Genomic DNA, 20126 nt, shown 5'->3' with positions numbered 1-20126 from the left:
AGGACGATTGTACAGTACTAATGTTAGAGGTGACACATGTTGTACCGACATGGTCTGTTTTTAGACCAGCTCAATATTCTATGAGTCACTGATAATCAATAACAACGAAAAGGGGAGGAGAAGCGTTTGTCATTTGAATTAAAGGTCAAAACATTTATTGAAGAAGAGCAATTATTACAGCAAGGCGACCATCTTCTCATCGCCGTTTCGGGTGGAGTGGACTCAATGGCATTACTCCATTACTTTGTACAGACACAGGAGCAGTGGAATATTCAAGTAGAAGCAGTGCATGTTGACCATATGTTGAGAGGACAAGCTTCAGCTGAAGATAGAGCGTTTGTCCAAAAGTATTGTGACGACAATGGTGTTTCCTTACATGCTACCGAGATTCCAGTACCTGCAATTATGGCACAGGAAAATGGTAATACACAGCTCATTTGTCGTAGAGAAAGGTATCGATATTTCAAAGAAATCTTGGGAAAAATAAATGCAAATAAGCTTGTAACTGCACATCATGCGGATGACCAACTGGAGTCAGTATTAATGGCCCTTACGAAAAACGCAACAATGAATAGTATGCAAGGCATACGTCCCCAACGACTTTTTGAAGGAAAATCATTAATTCGTCCGTTTTTAACGGTTACAAAGTCTGAAATAAGGGAATATTTACTTAGAAAAGGTTTGGATTATCGAGAAGATGCTAGCAATTCCAAAGATACTTATGTACGCAATCGATTTAGACATCATGTAGTGCCTTTACTGGAGGCGGAAAATCCTCGGGTAACTGAACAAATCACCCATTTCACAAAGCATTTACAAGTAGACGACGCCTTTTTAATGTCATTAGCCCAAGATGTATTTTCTCAAACCGTAATAAGAAGTAACGAAAATACATATAGCCTAGAAATTGAGGCTTTTCAATTGATACCACTTGCTTTACAAAGGAGGCTCATTTTAATACTATTAAACTATCTTTACAAAGATTCAAATACGATACAAAGTTTTGCTTTATTGACTTCAATTTTAAAGCTTTGTGATACAACAGCAGGGTATGCTGAAATTCACTTGCCTGAAGATTTTCTAGCAGTTCGCCGTTACGGGAAATTAACGATTCAGAAGAATAAACCATTAGAGGATCAAACATCTCCTGAGAAACAGATTATTTCAATTGCTAATGGATGGACAACACTGATAAATGGTGAACGCTTATGCGTAGTCAATTTGCATGATTTATCGTCTGAATTGCTGACGGATACTGCACAACTTTTTTATTTTAACGCTAGCAAACTCCATCTACCGCTTTACATTCGAGCACGGAAGGATGGAGATAAAATGCTGTTAAAAGGAATGGATCAGCCAAAACGCTTATCTCGCCTTTTTATAGATGAAAAGATTCCTTTAAATGAGCGAAATAGCTGGCCGTTACTGATTTCTCAAACTGATGAGGTGGTAGCGGTAATTGGTGTGCGTATGGGAATATTTTTTTCAACCACTCCGCAACCAAACGATGATACAGTGCTCATCGTAGACTAAGGTCTTTGTAAAATATTTCAACGTAATAGGTTGAAGATTTTTTGATACATCACGAGGAGGAATCGATATGTTACAAAATGACATCGAAAAAATTATGATTACAGAAGAACAATTGCAAGAAAGAATTGCAGACTTAGGAGCACAACTAACAGCGGAATACAAAGATGCATTCCCATTAGCTGTAGGTGTTCTTAAAGGGGCAATGCCATTTATGACTGATTTAATGAAACGTTTCGATTCTTTCATTGAATTAGATTTTATGGATGTTTCTAGTTATGGTAACGCTACTGTTTCTTCTGGTGAAGTAAAGATTTTAAAGGATTTAAATACAAGCGTTGAGGGACGTGACGTATTAATCATCGAGGATATTATTGATAGTGGTTTAACGTTAAGCTATCTAGTGGATTTATTTAAATATCGCAAAGCAAAATCCATCAAAATTGTTACATTACTTGATAAACCATCAGGTCGCAAAGTAAACCTATCTGCTGATTATGTTGGCTTTGAAGTGCCAGATGGCTTCGTTGTAGGGTATGGTTTAGATTACGCAGAAAAATATCGCAACTTACCTTATATTGGTATCTTGAAGCCTGAAGTTTATTCTTTCTAAGATACAAAAAGACCAGCTATTAAAGTAAGACCTCCAGCGCAAGTCACGTATTTTTCGTTATGTTTAACATAATTCAAAATCTTGACACAATGTTCAGCTAAATCAAGTCCAAGGAACAGGTACAATTACGCTGGGACGTATAAAGATGGCCTAAAAACTGTTTTGATAACGGCAAAAAGTGAACGAAACATTTTTTAAGTAGGGCTTTTCGTTGTATGATGAAATCATGATATGTTAAGATTTTACTTATAATTTTTCTGTTTGTAATGAGGAGGCTGGAGATGAATCGAATATTTCGATATACCATATTCTATCTACTGATTTTCCTAGTGATTATCGGTATTTTTGGTACTTTCAATGGTGGAAATTCACCAACGAAAGAATTATCTTATCATGAGTTTCAAGAAGCTCTAGATAAAAAAGAAATAACAAGTGCAACAATTCAACCTGATAAATCAGTTTACGTCGTTGAAGGTACACTGAAAGGTTATGAAAAGGGTCAAAGCTTTACAACGAATATCCCTCGTGATAACCAATCTTTAATGGACCGTATCGATGAGGCTGCTAGGGATAAAGATAGTAATATTAGTTATTTAGCAGCACCAGAAACAAGTGGATGGATTCAATTCTTTACGGGAATTATTCCTTTCATTATCATCATTTTCTTATTCTTCTTCCTAATGAGTCAATCTCAAGGCGGCGGAAATAAAGTGATGAGCTTTGGTAAAAGTAAAGCTAAGCTTTATGACGATCAAAAGAAAAAAGTACGTTTTACAGATGTAGCAGGTGCTGATGAAGAGAAAGCAGAGCTTGTTGAGGTTGTAGAATTTTTAAAAGACCATCGCAAGTTTACTGAAATTGGTGCGCGTATTCCAAAAGGTATCTTACTTGTAGGTCCTCCAGGTACAGGTAAAACATTACTTGCCCGTGCAGTAGCAGGTGAAGCAGGCGTTCCTTTCTTCTCAATTTCGGGTTCTGATTTCGTAGAAATGTTTGTAGGTGTCGGTGCATCACGTGTCCGTGATTTATTCGAAAATGCTAAGAAAAACGCACCATGTATCATCTTTATTGATGAGATTGATGCGGTTGGTCGTCAACGTGGCGCAGGTCTTGGTGGTGGACATGATGAGCGTGAACAAACACTTAACCAATTGTTAGTTGAAATGGATGGTTTCGGAGCAAACGAAGGTATTATTATTATCGCTGCAACAAACCGCCCAGATATTTTAGATAAAGCGTTATTACGTCCTGGTCGATTTGACCGTCAAATTACAGTAGGACATCCTGATGTAAAAGGACGTGAGGCGATTCTTAAAGTACATGCACGCAATAAGCCATTAGCAGATACAGTTGATTTAGCAGCAGTTGCACAACGTACGCCAGGTTTCTCAGGTGCAGATTTAGAAAACTTATTAAACGAAGCAGCGCTTGTTGCGGCTCGTAAAAGTAAACGCACCATCAATATGGCAGATATCGATGAAGCTTCTGACCGTGTAATCGCTGGTCCAGCTAAAGCTAGCCGTGTATATTCAGCCAAGGAGAAGAAACTTGTATCCTTCCATGAAGCCGGCCACGTAGTTGTTGGTCTTGAGCTTGATGAAGCAGATACAGTACACAAAGTAACAATTGTTCCGCGTGGTCAAGCGGGTGGGTATGCGATTATGTTACCGAAGGAAGAGCGCTTCTTTACAACAAAGCAAGAGCTTTTAGATCGTATTGCAGGTCTCCTTGGTGGTCGTGTAGCTGAAGAAATTGTTCTTGGTGAAGTTTCTACTGGGGCACATAATGATTTCCAAAAGGTTACAAGCATTGCTCGTGCAATGGTTACTGAATACGGAATGAGTGAAAACCTTGGTGCTATGCAATTTGGTTCAAGTCAGGGCGGTAATGTATTCCTTGGTCGCGACTTTAATTCAGACCAAAACTACTCTGATTCTGTAGCTTATGAAATCGATAAAGAAATGCAAAAAATTATTGATACTCAATATGAGCGTACAAAACGTATCCTAACGGAAAAACGTGAGCTGCTTGATTTAATTGCCAATACTTTAATGGAGAAAGAAACGTTAAATGCACAGGAAATCGAGCATTTGCGTGACCATGGTGTTTTACCAGAGCCAGAGGCTGTAGAAAAAATTGAGGATAATACGCCGAAAATTGAAGCGAAGCCAACATTAGATACAATTGGTAAACCAGTTGTTGAAAAAGAGCTACTGAGTAAAGAGCCGAATCCAACAACTCTTGATTTAGCTAAAGAAAATAAAGAACAACAAAATGATGCTCCTAAAGGTATCGATGAAAAACGTGATTAAAAGTAGGAAGACTGTTTACTAATTTGGTAAGCAGTCTTTTTCTTTGCCTTTTATTACTAATAAGCATTAGGATATAGGAGTGAAAGATAAGCTCTATACGAATCTTCGTTAGAGGATATTTTATAGATAGGAGTGTTTAAGCATGGGAAATGTAACATTGAATAATGGACTTAAAATGCCTTTAGTTGGTTATGGCGTTTTTAGAGTACCTGAAGGAGATGACTTAGCTGAAGCTGTAAAAACAGCAATTGCAAAGGGTTATCGTAGCATTGATACAGCACAGGTATATCGTAATGAAGAAAGTGTTGGACGAGGAATACGTGCAGCCATAGAAGAAGGTTTAGTAACTCGTGATGAACTATTTATCACATCAAAAGTTTGGAACGATGGTCTTTCCTATGACGAAACACTTGCTGCTTACGATAGTAGTTTAGAAAAAATCGGGTTAGACTATTTGGATTTGTATTTAGTGCACTGGCCAGGGATTGACGAAAATTACATTGAAGTTTATAAAGCACTAGAAAAAATATATCAAGATGATCGAGTACGTTCAATTGGGGTTAGTAATTTCCACGTACACCATTTAGAAAAGCTTTTGAAGGAAACTACTGTTGTCCCTGTTATTAATCAAATCGAATTCCATCCGCATTTAACACAAGAGGAAGTTCGTGCTTATTGTCAGGATAAAGGCATACAGGTGGAGGCGTGGTCTCCATTGATGAATGGTTCCCTACTAGAGGAAGCCTTAATTCAAGAGTTAGCATCTAAATACGATAAAACGCCTGCGCAGATTGTATTACGCTATGATGTACAACATAATGTAGTTACGATTCCAAAAACGATGACACCTACACGTATGGTCGAAAATCTAGATGTTTTTAACTTTTCTTTAACAGATGAGGAAATGGCGCAGTTAGATGCGTTAAATGATGGATTACGTTGCGGTCCAGATCCAGAAACATTTAATTTCAAATAATTTCAATGGGGCTTCCTACTTTAAGGAAGCTCCTTTTTAAAGAACAATGTTTTTTGATTACTCTTCAAAATTTATGACATTCATAAGAGGTATTGAGGTAAATGTGGGCTTTTGACGATGTTCCGTTTTTCTGCGTGTGTTTGACAACTGATTATCAAACAAAAAGCGTTCATTTCCACCATTTAGACGAGAGGGACATCTGCTGAATCAAGATAAAAAGTGTGGTATCATTTTCTAAAGTATATTCACTTTTTTTAGACAAAAGTTGTAACAATAGAGTGGCGAAAGTTACAATGACGATATGGGAGGTGTTAGCCTTGATTTTAGTTTTAGATGCAGGGAATTCTAATATTGTATTAGGTGTCTACAATGACAACGATCAATTAGCCTTCCATTGGCGTATGGTAACAGACCTTCATAAAACAGAAGATGAATATGCTATGCAAGTTCTTTCTTTTTTTAATCACGCAGGCATTTCATTTGAACAAATTACAGGCATTATTATATCCTCAGTTGTGCCACCAATTATGTTTTCATTAGAGGCAATGTGTCAGAAATATTTTCAAAAAAGGCCTTTGGTAGTTGGTCCTGGTGTAAAAACAGGTTTAAATATTAAATACGAAAATCCGCGTGAGGTAGGGTCTGACCGCATTGTGAATGCCATAGCAGCTCTTGATTTATATAAAGCCCCTTGTATCATAGTTGATTTTGGTACAGCGACAACCTATTGTTATTTGAACGAAAAGGGCGATTACATGGGTGGTGCTATTGCACCGGGCATAACTATTTCTACAGAGGCTCTTTATACACAAGCTGCGAGATTGCCGCGTATTGAAATAGTTCGACCTACACATATTATCGGGAAAACGACCGTTTCTGCCATGCAGGCAGGAATTTTTTATGGCTTTGTAGGACAAGTGGAGGGCATTGTAAACCGAATGAAAGCACAAAGTAAAGAGGAGCCGTTAGTGATTGCTACAGGTGGACTAGCAAATCTGATCGCAGGGGAGACACAAATAATTGATGTTGTGGATCCATTTCTAACTTTAAAGGGTTTATATAAGCTATATAAACGTAACCAATAGGAAATGAGGGACATTCTATTTATGAATGATTATTTAGTAAGAGGTTTAGGTTTTAATGGTCAAGTACGTGTATTTGCAGCCCGTACAACAGCCACAGTAGGAGAAGCACAACGTCGTCATAATACATGGCCGGTTGTATCAGCAGCTTTAGGTCGTTCAATGACAGCCGCTGTCATGATGGGAGCTATGTTAAAAGGCGAAGAGAAAATCACTATAAAAATTGAGGGTAATGGCCCAATTGGACCAATGGTGATTGATAGTAATGCACATGGTGAAGTACGTGGGTTTGTGACAAATCCTCATGTTCACTTTGATTTAAACGAACATGGTAAGTTAGATGTTCGTGCAGGTGTTGGAACAGAAGGAGCTCTTACAATCGTAAAAGATCTTGGATTAAGAGATATGTTCTCTGGACAAACACCAATTGTTTCGGGTGAAATTGCTGAAGATTTTACTTATTATTTTGCTACTTCTGAGCAAGTACCGTCATCTGTTGGATTAGGTGTACTCGTTAATCCAGACAACACTATTCTTGCAGCTGGTGGATTTATTTTACAATTAATGCCTGGTTGTGAGGAAGAAACGATCAAAGAAATTGAACAACACCTTGCTACAATAGAGCCTGTTTCAAAAATGATTGAAAAAGGGTTTACGCCAGAGCAAATTCTAGAAGCTGTTTTAGGAAATGGTCACCTGCAAATTTTAGATTCCATGCCAATTGAATTTAAATGTCAATGTTCTAAAGAGCGGTTTGGTGCAGCAATTTTAGGTTTAGGAACTGCAGAAATTAAAGAAATGATTGAAGAGGATGGCGGAGCTGAAGCAGAGTGTCATTTCTGCTTAGAAAAATACAGCTTCTCTAAAGATGAGTTAGAAGGGTTTATCGATGAGCTCAACGCGTAATCGAAGACCCTCAACCACTGTATCACCAAACCAAACGCCTTTACTGCAACGTCGTTTAAAGACAAAACCTGCTTTAGCTGTTATATCGATTTTGTTATTAGGAAATATTTTGTGGTTCATTAGTTGGTTGATCCCGAATAAAGGTCAGGAAATTGGTAGCGATGAGCAGGTCGCTACCATTGACGGGGATGTAATTACACGCCAAGAATGGATGATTGCCATGGAAGAACGATATGGTAAAGAAACACTCCAAAATTTAGTGAATGAATCGGTCATGGAAAAGGCAGCTAAAACATATAAAATAAAAGTTACAGACAAAGAAATTGACCTTGAACTAGCGCTAATGCGTTCTGCTCAAGATAAGTTTGATACGGCCATGCAAAATCTTTCAGCAGAGCAGCTACGCCAAAAAATTCGATCACAGCTTATATTGGATAAAGTACTCACAAAGGACGTAGTGATAGAAGAAGAAAGTGTTGAAAAGTATTATGAGGAAAATCAAGGATTATATAATACAAAAACAAGCTATCGTACCAATTTTATTGAAGTCGATTCAAAAAAGGCTGCTGACGAAGCATTGGGTGAATTAAAAAATGGCTCTGATTTTATGGTGCTGGCACGTGAAATTTCCGTTGATAGTGCCTCAGCTAGTCTAGGGGGAGATATTGGCTACCTTACAGAGAATCAGGAAAATATAGACCCCGCAATTATTAATGCTGTGAAATCTCTTAAGACAAAAGAGGTAAGTAAGGCCTTTAAATTAGATAATGGTCATTACGGAATTGTTCAAGTGCAAGAGGTATTAGAAGGACAATCCTTTACATATGACGATGTGAAAGAACATATAGAGCGGGAATTGGCTTTAGAGCAATTACCACAATCCGTAACACCAGAAGCATTTTGGTCTGAATTTAATGCTACTTGGTATTATGGAGAGTCTAAAAAGGAAAAGTGATAAACGAAAAGAGTCTGCAATTTTTTGTGGGTACAACGAGTCTGATCAAACTTGCAGGCATTTGTAGTGACAAACCCAAATAAAAGAGGCAGATTCTTTTTATCTTTATTTAAAAACAAAGTATCAGATAAATATTCTGAAAATATACGGTTTATTTATTGACAATCGAATGGAAAAATTGATAAAATACAAAATAAGTAAAACCTATAAAAATAGTAGGGATTGGGAGTGGATTATTAAATGAGTAAAATAGCAAACTCAGTAGCTGAATTAGTTGGTAAAACACCAATCGTAAAATTAAATCATGCAACAAGTGAAAATGAAGGTACTGTATATGTAAAATTAGAATATTTTAATCCAGGTAGTTCAGTAAAAGACCGTTTAGCCTTAGCAATGATTGAGGCGGCCGAAAAAGATGGGACATTAAAACCTGGCGGTACAATTATTGAGCCGACATCCGGTAATACAGGTATTGGTCTTGCAATGATTGCAGCTGCTAAAGGATATAAAGCCATTTTAGTTATGCCAGAAACAATGAGCTTAGAGCGTCGTAACCTTTTACGAGCTTATGGCGCAGAGCTAGTGTTAACTCCAGGTCCAGCAGGTATGAAAGGTGCAATCGCTAAAGCAGAGGAATTATCTGCAGAGCACGGCTACTTCCTGCCACAACAATTTACAAACCCAGCGAACGCTGTTATTCACCGTCTAACAACTGGTCCTGAAATTGTAGAAGCATTTGATGGTCTAACACTAGATGCATTTGTAGCTGGTGTTGGTACGGGTGGTACAATTACGGGTGCTGGTGCTGTATTAAAAGAAAAGTATCCAAACATTGAAATCATTGCAGTTGAGCCAAAGGATTCACCAGTACTTTCTGGTGGTCAACCAGGGCCACATAAAATTCAAGGTATTGGTGCTGGATTTGTTCCAGCAGTATTAGATACTGACATCTATTCTTCAGTATTCCCTGTTGAAAATGAGATTGCTTTTGAAGTAGCGCGTAAAGTGGCTCGTGAAGAAGGGATTTTATGTGGTATCTCATCTGGTGCTGCTATCTATGCTGCAATTGAAGCAGCAAAACGTTTAGGTAAGGGTTCAAATGTTCTTGCGATCGTTCCTTCAAACGGTGAGCGTTATCTATCAACACCTTTATACCAATTTGAAGATTAATTTTTAATTTTTATGTTAGGACTCCTTTATAAAAGGGGTCCTTTTTAATGCCTAGAAATGGACACTATTAAAATTATAAAAATATTCGCTTCTATGTACTATTCAAGTTAAGATGGAATCACATCATATGTTTAAAGGGGAAAGAAGACTTGAAGACTATACTTACGAAAACATTAACGATGGATGCAGATTCATTTTTTTATAGCTACAAGAAACAAACAGAGACACAACAAGCACATGTATTTTTAGAAAGTGGACGTGGTGGACATTTTACGATTGCTGCTTGGAATCCATTAGCCATTGCACAATCGGTAGAGGATGGACTGTCAGTCAATTGGAGAAATGGTAGACACGAAGTTTTACAGGGTGAATCTCTGGCCTTACTGGAAGAGCTCGTGGCAGAATATAAAATTCCTTATCATGCGGAGCTTCCTGTTTTTCAAGGGGGAGCCATTGGATTTGTCACATATGATTATGCACGTAAAATTGAAGTGCTTCCCAATACAGCGAAGAATGACTTAGAAATACCAGACAACTATTTTTATATATTTGATTGCTGGGCAGTGCATGATGTGAAGACCAATATAGTGACGCTTATGAAGATAGACGAAAGTGATGTTAACTTGGAACAGTGGGCTCATAACTGGCAGGTTGCAGCACAAGATGGACTAGCTACGCGAAAATTTGAAAAAACAAACGCTGTAGAAGTTATCAATGATGAAAATGAACTACTTGTTTCATTTGCTGGAACAGATTTTGAGGCAGCCGTAAAAAAAATACAAACCTATATAGCACAGGGTGATGTGTTTCAAGTGAATTTGTCTGTTCGACAGTCCAAGAAATTAAATGCTTCAGCTATGGATGTCTATGAGGCATTACGAGCATTTAATCCATCACCGTACATGGCTTATATTGAAGCACCAGATTTTGCTGTTGTTTCTGGATCCCCGGAGTTATTAGTCAAACGCCATGGAAATGAATTATCTACAAGGCCAATTGCTGGTACTCGACCAAGAGGGAAATCAGAGGCGGAAGATTTAGCATTAGCACAAGAATTAATTGATAATGATAAAGAACGCGCTGAGCATGTGATGCTAGTGGATTTAGAGCGCAATGATTTAGGTCGGGTGTCAACCTATGGAACAGTGGAAGTGGACGAGTTTATGGTCATTGAGCGCTATTCTCATGTAATGCATATTGTGTCGAATGTACGAGGCGAAATAGCAGAAGGTAAAACAAATGCGGATGTTATTCGTGCAATGTTCCCAGGAGGGACAATTACAGGAGCTCCGAAGATCCGCACTATGGAAATTATTGAGGAACTAGAGCCTGTGCGCCGTGGTTTATATACAGGTTCGATTGGTTGGCTCGGCTTTACAGGTGACATGGAGTTTAATATTGTCATTCGGACAGCGTTTATAAAAGATGGAGTTTCGCATATCCAGGCAGGAGCAGGCATTGTCATTGACTCTGTTCCCGAAAGAGAGTATCAGGAATCGTTAAATAAAGCGAAGGCAATGTGGCAGGCAAAGGCAATGGCAGAGGAGCGAGCAAAATGATTTTAATGATTGATAATTATGATTCTTTTATCTATAATATCGTCCAATATTTGGGTGAATTTGGTCATGAGATAGTGGTGAAGCGCAATGATGTTATAACGGCAGAGGAGATAGAACAACTAGCACCAGATATGATTGTTATTTCACCGGGACCATGTAGCCCAAATGAAGCAGGTGAAAGCTTGAACATTATTAAATATTTCGCAGGAAATATTCCGATTTTGGGTGTTTGTCTTGGTCATCAGGCGCTTGCACAGGTATTTGGCGGCAATGTCATACGGGCCGAGCGTCTAATGCACGGAAAGACATCACCTGTACTCCACGCTGAAGTAGGTTTGCATAAAGGCATGCCAAACCCATTCCTGGCAACTCGCTACCACTCCCTTATTGTAGAGAAAGAGACATTACCCGCTTGTCTTGAAATCACAGCTTGGACTGAGGAGGGAGAAATTATGGGGCTTCGTCATAAAGAATATCCAATTGAGGGTGTACAATATCATCCAGAATCCATTATGACTGAGCAAGGTAAAAGACTCCTTCGCCAATTTATAGAAACCCACGTCGAAGGGGTGAAATAGATGCAATGCTGGATGAATGGGCACTATGTGGCTGCACGGGATTTGCGTATTTCTCCATTTGATCATGGATTTTTGTACGGATTGGGTTTTTTTGAAACGTTTCGGACATATGGAGGTCAGGTATTTGGCTGGGAAGAACATATGGAAAGATTACAGCTTGCATTATCACAATACCACATTCATTTAACCTATCCTGAAAATGTTTTACTAGAGGTAGTGCAGCAATTAAATGAACTAGCAGGCGGGCAAGATGGCTACTTCCGTTTAAATGTATCAGCTGGAGAGCATAATATTGGACTACAGCCAACCGAATATAAACAACCCAATGTCATCATCTTTCGTAAAGAACTTCAGGACATACCGCGGGGGACTGAGAAAATAGCCCAATGGCTTTCAACTCCACGCAATACACCTGAACAAGGATTACGTGTTAAATCACATCATTATGGCAATAACGTACTCGGTCGCTTTGAAATGCCGTCATTGGCACAGCAAGAAGGTTTCTTTTTAACGCAAGAGGGTTATGTAGCTGAAGGGGTAACATCAAATGTTTTTTGGGTAAAAAATGATATACTATATACGCCTTCTTTAGAGACAGGCATTTTACCAGGGATTATTCGAGCATGGGTCTTAGAGAAGGCCAATGCTCTTGGTCTTAAGGTGATGGAAGGCTTTTATACAAAAGAAGACTTACTACAAAGTACAGAATGCTTCATTACCAATTCTGTGCAAGAGCTTGTGCCTATAAGTAGCTTAGAAAACCTACAATTTTTAGGCAATAAAGGGCCAATTTATTCGTGTTTACATGAAGCATTTGTTCAAGAAGTGGAGCAAGGATAGAAGGAGCGTTTTCATGCTAGAAAAATATACGAAACCATTAACCATTAATGGTATTACATTAGACTATACAAAAGAAACATTTGTTATGGGCATTCTAAATGTTACACCAGATTCCTTCTCAGATGGTGGCAAGTATAACAATGTTGAAGCTGCTGTTGCTCAAGCGAAAAAAATGGTTGCTGATGGAGCTAAAATAATTGACGTTGGTGGGGAATCTACTCGTCCAGGGTATGAACGAATTTCAGATGAAGATGAAATTGCACGGATCGTACCTGTTATTCAAGCGTTAGCCAAAGAAGTAAAGGCGATTATTTCCGTTGATACGTATAAAGCAAATGTAGCACGTGCCGCAATTGAAGCGGGGGCACACATCATTAATGATATATGGGGAGCAAAAGCGGAGCCGGAAATTGCCCAAGTTGCTGCAGATTTGCATGTTCCCATTATTTTAATGCACAATCGTGAAAATATGGACTATGGTATTGATTTTTGGGCCTCGGCAAAAGCGGATTTAGAAAGAAGTATCGCTATTGCACATCAAGCCGGCGTTCCTGATCATCATATCATCTTAGACCCAGGTATCGGCTTTGCTAAAAACACTGCACAAAATATTGCTATGATGCAACATTTAAGGGATTTAGTAGCTATGGGCTATCCAGTGTTATTAGCGACATCACGGAAATCAATGATTGGCAATGTCTTGAACCTACCTGTCGAGGAGCGTCTTGAAGGGACTGCTGCAACAGTAGTTTACGGTATTGAAAAGGGTTGTCATATGATAAGAGTTCATGATGTAAAAGAAATGGCACGTGCCACGCATATGACTGATATTTTAGTAGGAAAACGTTTGTTTAAGGAGGAAGCGTGATGGATTATATTCACTTAAAGGACATGCAGTTTTACGGCTATCATGGTGTATTAGCAGCAGAAACGACTCTTGGTCAACGCTTCAGAGCAAATGTTTCTCTTGCTGTAGATATGACAAAGGCTGGGGAAACTGATGATCTCTCTTATACAGTCAATTATGCAGAGGTATATGCGATATGTCGTGATATCGTAGAGGGCGATCCATTAAAGCTTATTGAAGCTCTTGTTGTGAAAATAGCGAATGCAGTATTAACAACCTACCCTGATAAAGTAAAGGGCGTTCGAGTAGAGCTAATTAAACCAGACCCACCTATTCATGGTTATTATAAAGAGGTGTCTGTTGAGGTAACGAGAGGTGATTTCTAATGAAGGATGTCTACCTATCTATCGGAACTAATATGGGAGAGAGATATGAGAATCTTCAGCATGCCGTTGCCCTATTAAAGGAAAAAAGTAATATTGAGGTTGTTCGTATTTCATCTGTTTATGAAACAGCTGCAGTGGGGTACACAGATCAGGCAGATTTTTTAAATATAGCTGTTCATATTAAAACGAATGTCTCATCTGCTGATATGTTGGAGATTTGCCAATCAATTGAACAGGAATTAGGGCGTGTAAGAGAATTCCGCTGGGGCCCACGAATCATTGACCTTGACATTTTGCTATACAATCACGAAAATATTAAAACTGAGAGCTTAATTGTTCCCCATCCAAGAATGTACGAGCGAGCGTTTGTCTTAGTACCCTTAGTTGAGATTACACCATCACCTCTTGGTGAACAACTACAACAAGCACATAATCTGTTGCAGCAAATGGATTGCGAAAATGAAGGTGTAACCTTATGGAAAACGTTTAAAGAACCTTCGACGGTACATTAAGCTATAGAAATACAGTATCAATGAATTTTAATGCACAGCATTAACATAGATAGCGAAGAAGAGGAAAGAGCCTTTAGAGGAGGAAGACAACGTTGAGTCATACAACAGAGAAGCCATTTCAAATTGGCGATATTGTTATGGACAATCGAGTAGTTTTAGCGCCCATGGCAGGGATTTGTAACTCTGCTTTCCGATTAACAGTTAAAGAGTTCGGAGCAGGGCTTGTCTATGCCGAAATGATTAGTGATAAGGGCATTGTCCAAAAAAATGAGAAAACATTAGGTATGCTTTATATCGATGAACGTGAAAATCCTCTGTCACTACAAATTTTTGGTGGAGATAAAGCAACCTTAGTGGAAGCGGCGAAGTATGTGGATGAAAATACTACTGCTGATATTATTGATATCAACATGGGGTGCCCAGTTAATAAAATTATAAAATGTGAAGCAGGAGCTCGCTTGTTATTAGATCCAAATAAAGTATATGAAATGGTGGCAGCTGTTGTTGATGCAGTTAAAAAACCTGTCAGCGTAAAAATGCGTATTGGCTGGGATGATGAGCATATTTTTGCCATTGAAAATGCACAAGCTGTTGAGCGTGCAGGTGCCTCTGCAGTAGCAGTCCATGGACGTACTCGTGTACAAATGTACGAGGGTAAGGCGAATTGGGATATCATTCGCCAAGTGAAGGAAAACGTGAAGATTCCTGTGCTTGGTAATGGTGACGTGGAAACGCCACAAGATGCTAAACGGATGCTCGATACAACAGGAGTAGATGCTGTTATGATTGGTCGTGCAGCATTAGGTAATCCATGGATGATTTATCGTACCGTTCAATACCTAGAAACTGGTGAGCTAAAGGAAGAACCGAGTATCCGTGAAAAGATAGATGTATGTCTATTGCACTTTGAACGTTTACTCCAGTTAAAGGGCGAAGGAATAGCAGTACGTGAAATGCGTAAACATGCTTCATGGTACTTAAAAGGAATTCGCGGTAATGGTAAAGCGCGTAATGCGATTAATCAAACTGAAACAGCAGCGGATCTTCGTGTACTATTAAATAGTCTTGTACAGGAATATGAAGAGGTCGAATCTAATTTAATCGTTCCTGAAGCAAAAGAATTAATAATATAGTTTTTTATGGCGTCTCACTATTATAAGAGACGCCTTTTTGTGCTGACTTTAATTTTTAGAATTATTAATCATCTTGTGTTGAATTGAAAATAAACTGAAAGAGATGATTACAGCACTAAAATTGTGTACAATAGAAATATTATGGACGTAAACGCGGACAAAAAGCCCAAAACCTCTTATATATCAAGGGGTTTCGGGCTTTCTTTTTACAGAATGATGCCCAAATGATGCCGAAACCGTAAAAAATCATGTTTTTTGAAGTTCTCTCATCAATTTGCCGAATTTTTCTGACGCTTCTTTCTTTCTGTCTTGTGTAACATGGAGATATATTTTTTTAGTTGTATCTTCATCATCATGACCTAATCGATCCATAATCAATTCTAACGGTACATCAATTTCAGCTAAAAGTGAAGTATGTGTATGTCGAAACGAATGGGGTGTTAGTTGCTTATTGAAATTAGGCATTTTATTTAAAATTAATTTCATGTGACGATTCACAATTCGTAAATACCAAGGGTAGCCCATAAATTCTCCATAAAGGCGTGCAAAAACAAAATCAAAGTCTTTGTAATGCTTTTCGTAAATTGTTTTAATCTTTTTTTGATTGAGCTGGTGTCCGATCAACAACCCTATCAATTCTTCTTCAATATCGATTTTACGAATGGATCCATCTGTTTTTGGTGGAGTTAATTCAAATTGATCAAATTTATTTTTGGGATTATAAAGAGTCTTAGTAATATTAATGGTCCCTTCTTCAAAATCGATATCTGACCACTTTAACGCTAACGCCTCACCTGGGCGCATTCCTGTCCATGCTAACGTGCTAAAGAAAACAAAATCACCTACTTTACCACTTTGATAACAAACGTCTAAAAACGCCTTTAATTCATGTTTTTCGAAGTATGTATCGGTGATAGTCTCCTTTTCAATTTCCTCTACAGTTTTAATGCGTTTTGGAACAATTGTAAATTCTGTAGGGTCATCTAATATAATTTTCTTTTCCCGAGCGTATTTAAAAACTTGCTTCGCTGTTCCATGAACATTAGTTAATGTGTTATAAGATAATTGTTCATGAAGTTTAAATAGAAATTTTTGATAAACATCTTGTGTTATATTTTGAACCTTAACATGACCAAAACCCTCGTATAATTTATCTAAATGATAATCCTTTGAACGTATAGTACTGTTTTTCACACCACTCTTTACATAACGTTCAAACCATTCCTCTCCAAGATCATGAAAGGTAGCTTTGTTTTTAAAATCTAAATTCCATTTATCTATCTCGTATTCCATTGCTCGAGCAGCTTTAATAGCTTCTTTTTCTTTCAAGAAACCTCTTTTGACAATCCTTTCTCGTTTTCCAGTAGCAGGGTTAGTACCATTTTCAATCACATACATCCATCGCTCTTTACCATTCTTCAATTCATATTTCTGGATAGAAGCCATGTAATCTCCTCCGTTAAAAAAGTTAATCGATTAAATAAAGACTCGTATATTTAAATTTGCTGATGGAAAATGGTTGTTTAAATATTGATCTAATCTCTTTTCTGCAAAATCGTACTCTACATTAAAAAGTAAACAGATTTTGATAATCGCAAGCTCCTTTTTTTTAGGCAGCTTAATCTGATTTAACATAAAAGTAGGTACACAAAAGTGCAGCGCAAAACTATTTGCCTTCCATTCCTGATACTCTCTAAAGAGAGGATTAGATTTCGCTTGATTACCAGAATGTAAAGTTGCATGACATGATTCATGACCAAACTCTTGCCATTGTTCTTCTTTTGATAATCTGGAGTCTAAAAAAATTACATTACCTATATTTGTAGAATCGCAAGGTAGATAAATTAAGTTTATCCCAAGTAGTGAAGCAATGTTTTTTGGGTCTAACTGTTCTGGGCTAGTTACACCAATACTTAAATAAAGGTCTCTAATGTAATCTTCTAAGTGTGTATAAACGAAAGTCATAACATCCCTCTTTTGCAAACATATGTTCTTTTGATATTAACAAAAAAATTCACCACAGAAAAGGCGAATTTTTAAATGTCTGGAAAACCTACATAAGAATGTAAATTACTTTTTGTTTTCTTGTTGTCTTTTTAACACTTCGTAGAAAATTTCGAATTGCTCTAGTGCGTCTAACAAATTTTCTGGTTGGTTTTTAAAGAACAAGTCCTCTCTAGTTAAAAAGAAATCAATAACTTCTTTCTGATATGCACTTAGGTTGTTGTAATCATCGTCCGAGATACCAGCTTGTGTATGTAAAGCCTCTCTGTTATTGGTTCTGCCGAGTAGATAATCAACAGATACATTATAAAAGTCGGCTAATTTACTTAGAGTTTCAAAATCAGGTTGAGTAGAAGATGTTTCGTAACGAGCATATGTTGATCTATTTAATGTAAGGCGGTCAGTTAATTCCTTTTGGGATAAACCCTTTTCAGTGCGCAGTTTCTTTAATATCTCGCCATATTTCATACAGTACGCTCCTTTCTATCCTATATATTATAAGTGAATTTTTTGCACAATAAATATTTTGTGAAAAAACTACACAAAAACTATTGACTGTGCAAAAAATGCACGATATACTATGTGTAAGAAATGCACAAAGGAGGTAATCACATGTTTCCAGAAATCTTAAAGAAACAAAGAAAAGCTCTAAAGTTGTCTCATGAGCAAGTGTCAAATATGGTCGGGATTGAACGTTCTTATTATACAAAAATTGAGAACGGCCTAAGACCAAGTGTAAAAGTTGCACAATCAATAGGAAAAGCATTAGGCATAGATTGGACCATTTTTTTTATTGAAATTTGTGCAAAAAATGCACAAATAAAAACTGCATAAAAGAAAGGAAACGAAAGCATGGGATGGAACACAACCAAATCAAAACGTAAAAAGCAATATCCATCGAATGAATTCAGGAATTTAAAAGGCTCAAAGAGAAAACGTTTGATTGCTGAAAGGAAATCAAAAGGTCTTACACAAGCACAGCTTGGTGAAATTGTTGGTTGTTCTGCGTCAATGATTAGTGCTATCGAAAGAGGACGAGCGAAACCAGGGTTAGAAGTTTCTATGAAATTAGAAACAGCATTAGAAACTTCATCTCTTGAATTGTTTTGCGATTTATAAAAAATACTTGACACGAAAATTCGAATAATTTCCATTTTTACTTTTTAAATAAATACAAACGAATACCTACGAAGTATTACTTTACATTTAATTACAAAGTAACTTGAAATAAAAAGCTTTACGAAACCAACAAGGATGAATTTATTTCCATAAATGGTAATTAGACTATTTGCTAGACTTTTATTATATCAAATAAGGAGGTTCTATTATGAATCTAGTAATCATTCAAAACAAACAAGTAGTTACTACATCTTTACAGGTTGCCGAATCATTCGAAAAGCGTCATGACAATGTTTTACGTGAAATTGAGGGTCTCCTCAAAATTGAGGAAGCCCAAAATTACTTCCAAGAAGGAACTTATGAACACCCACAAAACAAACAGAAATACCGAATGTTTTATATGAACCGAGATGGTTTTACTTTGTTAGCGATGGGCTTCACTGGAAGCAAAGCTTTAGCTTTCAAATTGAAATACATCCAAGCGTTCAATGAAATGGAACGTCAATTAACTCAACCGACTACTGCTGAATTAATTGCCATGATGGCACAACAGGGCGTTGAACAAGAACGTCGATTGAATGCAGTGGAAGCAAAACAACTGCAATTAGAAACTAAGCAAGATAATATTGCTGAAATTGTTGCTCTTAATCCTACTGAATGGAGAAAGAAAACAACAACAATCCTCAATAAAATTGCGCTCGCTCGCGGAGGTTTTGAAGAATATCGAAAAGTTCGAAACGAAAGCTATCAAGTCTTAGATGAGCGTGCTCGATGTAAATTGGATATTCGTTTAACTAATCGTAAGAAAGAAATGGCGCTTAATGGAGCGACTAAAGCAAAACTTGATAAGGTTTCAAAACTTGATGTTATTGCTGATGATACACGCTTAACTGAAATATATTTAGCGATTGTAAAAGAGATGGCGATTAAACATCAAATTAAAGTAGAAGGGTTGGGCGCCTAATGATTGAACTAATTCGTAAAAATACGTTATTGACTGATGAATTCGCAATTGAAACAGATACCGATGTTAACCATGCTTTATCTGTTATTTCTATTAATCCAGTTGAAGGTAATACGGATGATGGTTTTGCAGAAACAATTGGAATTACATTAAGTCTAAATTACGAACAAATTGACGAAATAATTTTAATTTTACAAGAAGCAAGCAGTGCTCTTAAACGTACAGAAAATAGATTTTAAAGTCTTTAAAAATCACATAAAACAGGAGGGCTATTATGTTTGATCCTAATTTTATCACTAACATATTTGAAAAAATCCGACTAATCATACGTGAAGAGATTGAACAGGTCTTGAAAAATATCTCAATTAATAAGTACCCTCACATGTTGAAGCAAGAACACCTTTGCGAAATATTTCAGTGTGAACGAGGTGCAATTTATAAATTAACAAAAATAGATAGTTTCCCAAGATTTGAACACATTCATGGGAGATATCCAAGGGATTTAGTTTTTGAATGGATTGAACAAAATACAAATCAGGTTCAATCAGTAAAAAAATTAAGAGCAAGTTAGGAGAGGCCAGGGCAAATGGCCTCAATCAAACTACCAATCTAGTAGAAATCGAGAGGTAGGGGCAAATCT

General features: G+C 37.3%; 24 protein-coding genes. 21 read left to right on the top strand and 3 right to left on the bottom strand.

The genetic code is table 11. The features are described from left to right. The 16 genes from RT445_RS04540 to dusB form a co-directional block, all read left to right on the top strand. Positions 1–92: hypothetical protein (locus RT445_RS04540; protein WP_313469901.1), on the top strand; the 92-nt coding region annotated here is incomplete at its 5' end. Between the two features lie 34 nt (positions 93–126). Then, positions 127–1533 (top strand): tRNA lysidine(34) synthetase TilS, encoded by a 1407-nt coding sequence (gene tilS, locus RT445_RS04535; protein WP_274795175.1) that lies wholly within the window; start codon positions 127–129, stop codon positions 1531–1533. A 67-nt stretch (positions 1534–1600) separates the two neighbouring features. Continuing rightward, complete coding sequence (hpt, locus tag RT445_RS04530) at positions 1601–2143, top strand: hypoxanthine phosphoribosyltransferase (RefSeq protein ID WP_274795176.1); 543 nt, start codon at positions 1601–1603, stop codon at positions 2141–2143. A 281-nt stretch (positions 2144–2424) separates the two neighbouring features. After that, the gene (gene ftsH / locus RT445_RS04525; protein WP_274795177.1) at positions 2425–4455 is read left to right on the top strand and encodes an ATP-dependent zinc metalloprotease FtsH; all 2031 of its coding nucleotides are present in this window, start codon (positions 2425–2427) and stop codon (positions 4453–4455) included. Positions 4456–4597: 142 nt separating this feature from the next. Continuing rightward, positions 4598–5431, top strand: a complete 834-nt coding sequence (locus RT445_RS04520; protein ID WP_274795178.1) for an aldo/keto reductase — start codon at positions 4598–4600, stop codon at positions 5429–5431. A 317-nt stretch (positions 5432–5748) separates the two neighbouring features. Further along, positions 5749–6516, top strand: a complete 768-nt coding sequence (locus RT445_RS04515) for a type III pantothenate kinase (protein ID WP_274795179.1) — start codon at positions 5749–5751, stop codon at positions 6514–6516. Positions 6517–6537: 21 nt separating this feature from the next. Next, complete coding sequence (gene hslO, locus RT445_RS04510; protein ID WP_274795180.1) at positions 6538–7419, top strand: Hsp33 family molecular chaperone HslO; 882 nt, start codon at positions 6538–6540, stop codon at positions 7417–7419. Beyond that, complete coding sequence (locus RT445_RS04505; RefSeq protein WP_274795181.1) at positions 7403–8374, top strand: peptidyl-prolyl cis-trans isomerase; 972 nt, start codon at positions 7403–7405, stop codon at positions 8372–8374. The genes hslO and RT445_RS04505 overlap by 17 nt, the downstream gene beginning before the upstream one ends. A 240-nt stretch (positions 8375–8614) precedes the next feature. Beyond that, on the top strand, positions 8615–9544 hold the full coding sequence (gene cysK / locus RT445_RS04500) for a cysteine synthase A (protein WP_274795182.1): 930 nt from the start codon (positions 8615–8617) through the stop codon (positions 9542–9544). Between the two features lie 149 nt (positions 9545–9693). Beyond that, entirely contained in the window at positions 9694–11103 is a 1410-nt protein-coding gene (locus RT445_RS04495; RefSeq protein WP_396631776.1) for an anthranilate synthase component I family protein, read from the top strand. Beyond that, positions 11100–11681 carry an aminodeoxychorismate/anthranilate synthase component II gene (gene pabA / locus RT445_RS04490; protein ID WP_274795183.1) on the top strand — a complete coding sequence of 194 codons (582 nt, stop codon included), beginning with the start codon at positions 11100–11102 and terminating at the stop codon, positions 11679–11681. The genes RT445_RS04495 and pabA overlap by 4 nt, the downstream gene beginning before the upstream one ends. Then, on the top strand, positions 11682–12521 hold the full coding sequence (pabC, locus tag RT445_RS04485; RefSeq protein ID WP_274795184.1) for an aminodeoxychorismate lyase: 840 nt from the start codon (positions 11682–11684) through the stop codon (positions 12519–12521). It abuts the gene before it with no gap. A 13-nt stretch (positions 12522–12534) separates the two neighbouring features. Then, entirely contained in the window at positions 12535–13389 is an 855-nt protein-coding gene (gene folP / locus RT445_RS04480; RefSeq protein ID WP_274795185.1) for a dihydropteroate synthase, read from the top strand. Beyond that, positions 13389–13754 carry a dihydroneopterin aldolase gene (folB, locus tag RT445_RS04475; protein ID WP_274795186.1) on the top strand — a complete coding sequence of 122 codons (366 nt, stop codon included), beginning with the start codon at positions 13389–13391 and terminating at the stop codon, positions 13752–13754. The genes folP and folB overlap by 1 nt, the downstream gene beginning before the upstream one ends. Beyond that, the gene (folK, locus tag RT445_RS04470) at positions 13754–14266 is read left to right on the top strand and encodes a 2-amino-4-hydroxy-6-hydroxymethyldihydropteridine diphosphokinase (protein WP_274795187.1); all 513 of its coding nucleotides are present in this window, start codon (positions 13754–13756) and stop codon (positions 14264–14266) included. Before folB ends, folK begins: the two co-directional genes overlap by 1 nt. A 92-nt stretch (positions 14267–14358) precedes the next feature. After that, positions 14359–15399 carry a tRNA dihydrouridine synthase DusB gene (gene dusB, locus RT445_RS04465; RefSeq protein ID WP_274795188.1) on the top strand — a complete coding sequence of 347 codons (1041 nt, stop codon included), beginning with the start codon at positions 14359–14361 and terminating at the stop codon, positions 15397–15399. A 246-nt stretch (positions 15400–15645) separates the two neighbouring features. Here dusB and RT445_RS04460 read toward each other — a convergent pair whose 3' ends face one another. The 3 genes from RT445_RS04460 to RT445_RS04450 all read right to left on the bottom strand — a co-directional run bounded on the left by RT445_RS04460 (position 15646) and on the right by RT445_RS04450 (position 17871). Continuing rightward, positions 15646–16845: a site-specific integrase gene (locus tag RT445_RS04460; RefSeq protein ID WP_312507366.1), complete on the bottom strand. Its 1200-nt coding sequence runs from the start codon at positions 16843–16845 to the stop codon at positions 15646–15648. Between the two features lie 30 nt (positions 16846–16875). After that, entirely contained in the window at positions 16876–17364 is a 489-nt protein-coding gene (locus tag RT445_RS04455) for an ImmA/IrrE family metallo-endopeptidase (RefSeq protein ID WP_112116973.1), read from the bottom strand. Between the two features lie 105 nt (positions 17365–17469). Continuing rightward, positions 17470–17871 (bottom strand): helix-turn-helix domain-containing protein, encoded by a 402-nt coding sequence (locus RT445_RS04450; RefSeq protein WP_313150728.1) that lies wholly within the window; start codon positions 17869–17871, stop codon positions 17470–17472. 144 nt (positions 17872–18015) lie between these two features. Here RT445_RS04450 and RT445_RS04445 point away from each other — a divergent pair, with 144 nt between their 5' ends. The 5 genes from RT445_RS04445 to RT445_RS04425 all read left to right on the top strand — a co-directional run bounded on the left by RT445_RS04445 (position 18016) and on the right by RT445_RS04425 (position 20057). After that, positions 18016–18237, top strand: coding sequence for a helix-turn-helix domain-containing protein (locus RT445_RS04445; RefSeq protein WP_313469890.1), 222 nt, complete (start codon positions 18016–18018; stop codon positions 18235–18237). 18 nt (positions 18238–18255) lie between these two features. Then, on the top strand, positions 18256–18522 hold the full coding sequence (locus RT445_RS04440) for a helix-turn-helix domain-containing protein (protein WP_313469888.1): 267 nt from the start codon (positions 18256–18258) through the stop codon (positions 18520–18522). Between the two features lie 208 nt (positions 18523–18730). Continuing rightward, entirely contained in the window at positions 18731–19486 is a 756-nt protein-coding gene (locus RT445_RS04435) for a Rha family transcriptional regulator (RefSeq protein ID WP_312507362.1), read from the top strand. Next, positions 19486–19725, top strand: coding sequence for a hypothetical protein (locus RT445_RS04430; RefSeq protein WP_313469886.1), 240 nt, complete (start codon positions 19486–19488; stop codon positions 19723–19725). Before RT445_RS04435 ends, RT445_RS04430 begins: the two co-directional genes overlap by 1 nt. Before the next feature lie 35 nt (positions 19726–19760). After that, entirely contained in the window at positions 19761–20057 is a 297-nt protein-coding gene (locus tag RT445_RS04425; protein ID WP_312507360.1) for a hypothetical protein, read from the top strand. The last annotated feature ends 69 nt before the right edge of the window (positions 20058–20126 follow it).

The organism is Lysinibacillus sp. (genome assembly GCF_032093475.1).
Classification (GTDB): domain Bacteria; phylum Bacillota; class Bacilli; order Bacillales_A; family Planococcaceae; genus Lysinibacillus; species Lysinibacillus irui.
Note: the sequence above shows the minus strand (reverse complement) of the source record. Positions and strands in the feature narration are given on the sequence as shown.

What these genes read in the sequence shown, in the direction of transcription:
- RT445_RS04425 (WP_312507360.1), top strand. Translation starts at nt 19,761, where the DNA reads ATGTTTGATCCTAATTTTATCACTAACATATTTGAAAAAATCCGACTA.
- hslO (WP_274795180.1), top strand. Translation starts at nt 6,538, where the DNA reads ATGAATGATTATTTAGTAAGAGGTTTAGGTTTTAATGGTCAAGTACGT.
- RT445_RS04455 (WP_112116973.1), bottom strand. Translation starts at nt 17,364, where the DNA reads ATGACTTTCGTTTATACACACTTAGAAGATTACATTAGAGACCTTTAT.
- cysK (WP_274795182.1), top strand. Translation starts at nt 8,615, where the DNA reads ATGAGTAAAATAGCAAACTCAGTAGCTGAATTAGTTGGTAAAACACCA.
- hpt (WP_274795176.1), top strand. Translation starts at nt 1,601, where the DNA reads ATGTTACAAAATGACATCGAAAAAATTATGATTACAGAAGAACAATTG.
- pabA (WP_274795183.1), top strand. Translation starts at nt 11,100, where the DNA reads ATGATTTTAATGATTGATAATTATGATTCTTTTATCTATAATATCGTC.
- RT445_RS04440 (WP_313469888.1), top strand. Translation starts at nt 18,256, where the DNA reads ATGGGATGGAACACAACCAAATCAAAACGTAAAAAGCAATATCCATCG.
- RT445_RS04435 (WP_312507362.1), top strand. Translation starts at nt 18,731, where the DNA reads ATGAATCTAGTAATCATTCAAAACAAACAAGTAGTTACTACATCTTTA.
- RT445_RS04505 (WP_274795181.1), top strand. Translation starts at nt 7,403, where the DNA reads ATGAGCTCAACGCGTAATCGAAGACCCTCAACCACTGTATCACCAAAC.
- ftsH (WP_274795177.1), top strand. Translation starts at nt 2,425, where the DNA reads ATGAATCGAATATTTCGATATACCATATTCTATCTACTGATTTTCCTA.
- RT445_RS04430 (WP_313469886.1), top strand. Translation starts at nt 19,486, where the DNA reads ATGATTGAACTAATTCGTAAAAATACGTTATTGACTGATGAATTCGCA.
- folB (WP_274795186.1), top strand. Translation starts at nt 13,389, where the DNA reads ATGGATTATATTCACTTAAAGGACATGCAGTTTTACGGCTATCATGGT.
- folK (WP_274795187.1), top strand. Translation starts at nt 13,754, where the DNA reads ATGAAGGATGTCTACCTATCTATCGGAACTAATATGGGAGAGAGATAT.
- RT445_RS04520 (WP_274795178.1), top strand. Translation starts at nt 4,598, where the DNA reads ATGGGAAATGTAACATTGAATAATGGACTTAAAATGCCTTTAGTTGGT.
- pabC (WP_274795184.1), top strand. Translation starts at nt 11,682, where the DNA reads ATGCAATGCTGGATGAATGGGCACTATGTGGCTGCACGGGATTTGCGT.
- RT445_RS04450 (WP_313150728.1), bottom strand. Translation starts at nt 17,871, where the DNA reads ATGAAATATGGCGAGATATTAAAGAAACTGCGCACTGAAAAGGGTTTA.
- folP (WP_274795185.1), top strand. Translation starts at nt 12,535, where the DNA reads ATGCTAGAAAAATATACGAAACCATTAACCATTAATGGTATTACATTA.
- RT445_RS04460 (WP_312507366.1), bottom strand. Translation starts at nt 16,845, where the DNA reads ATGGCTTCTATCCAGAAATATGAATTGAAGAATGGTAAAGAGCGATGG.
- RT445_RS04445 (WP_313469890.1), top strand. Translation starts at nt 18,016, where the DNA reads ATGTTTCCAGAAATCTTAAAGAAACAAAGAAAAGCTCTAAAGTTGTCT.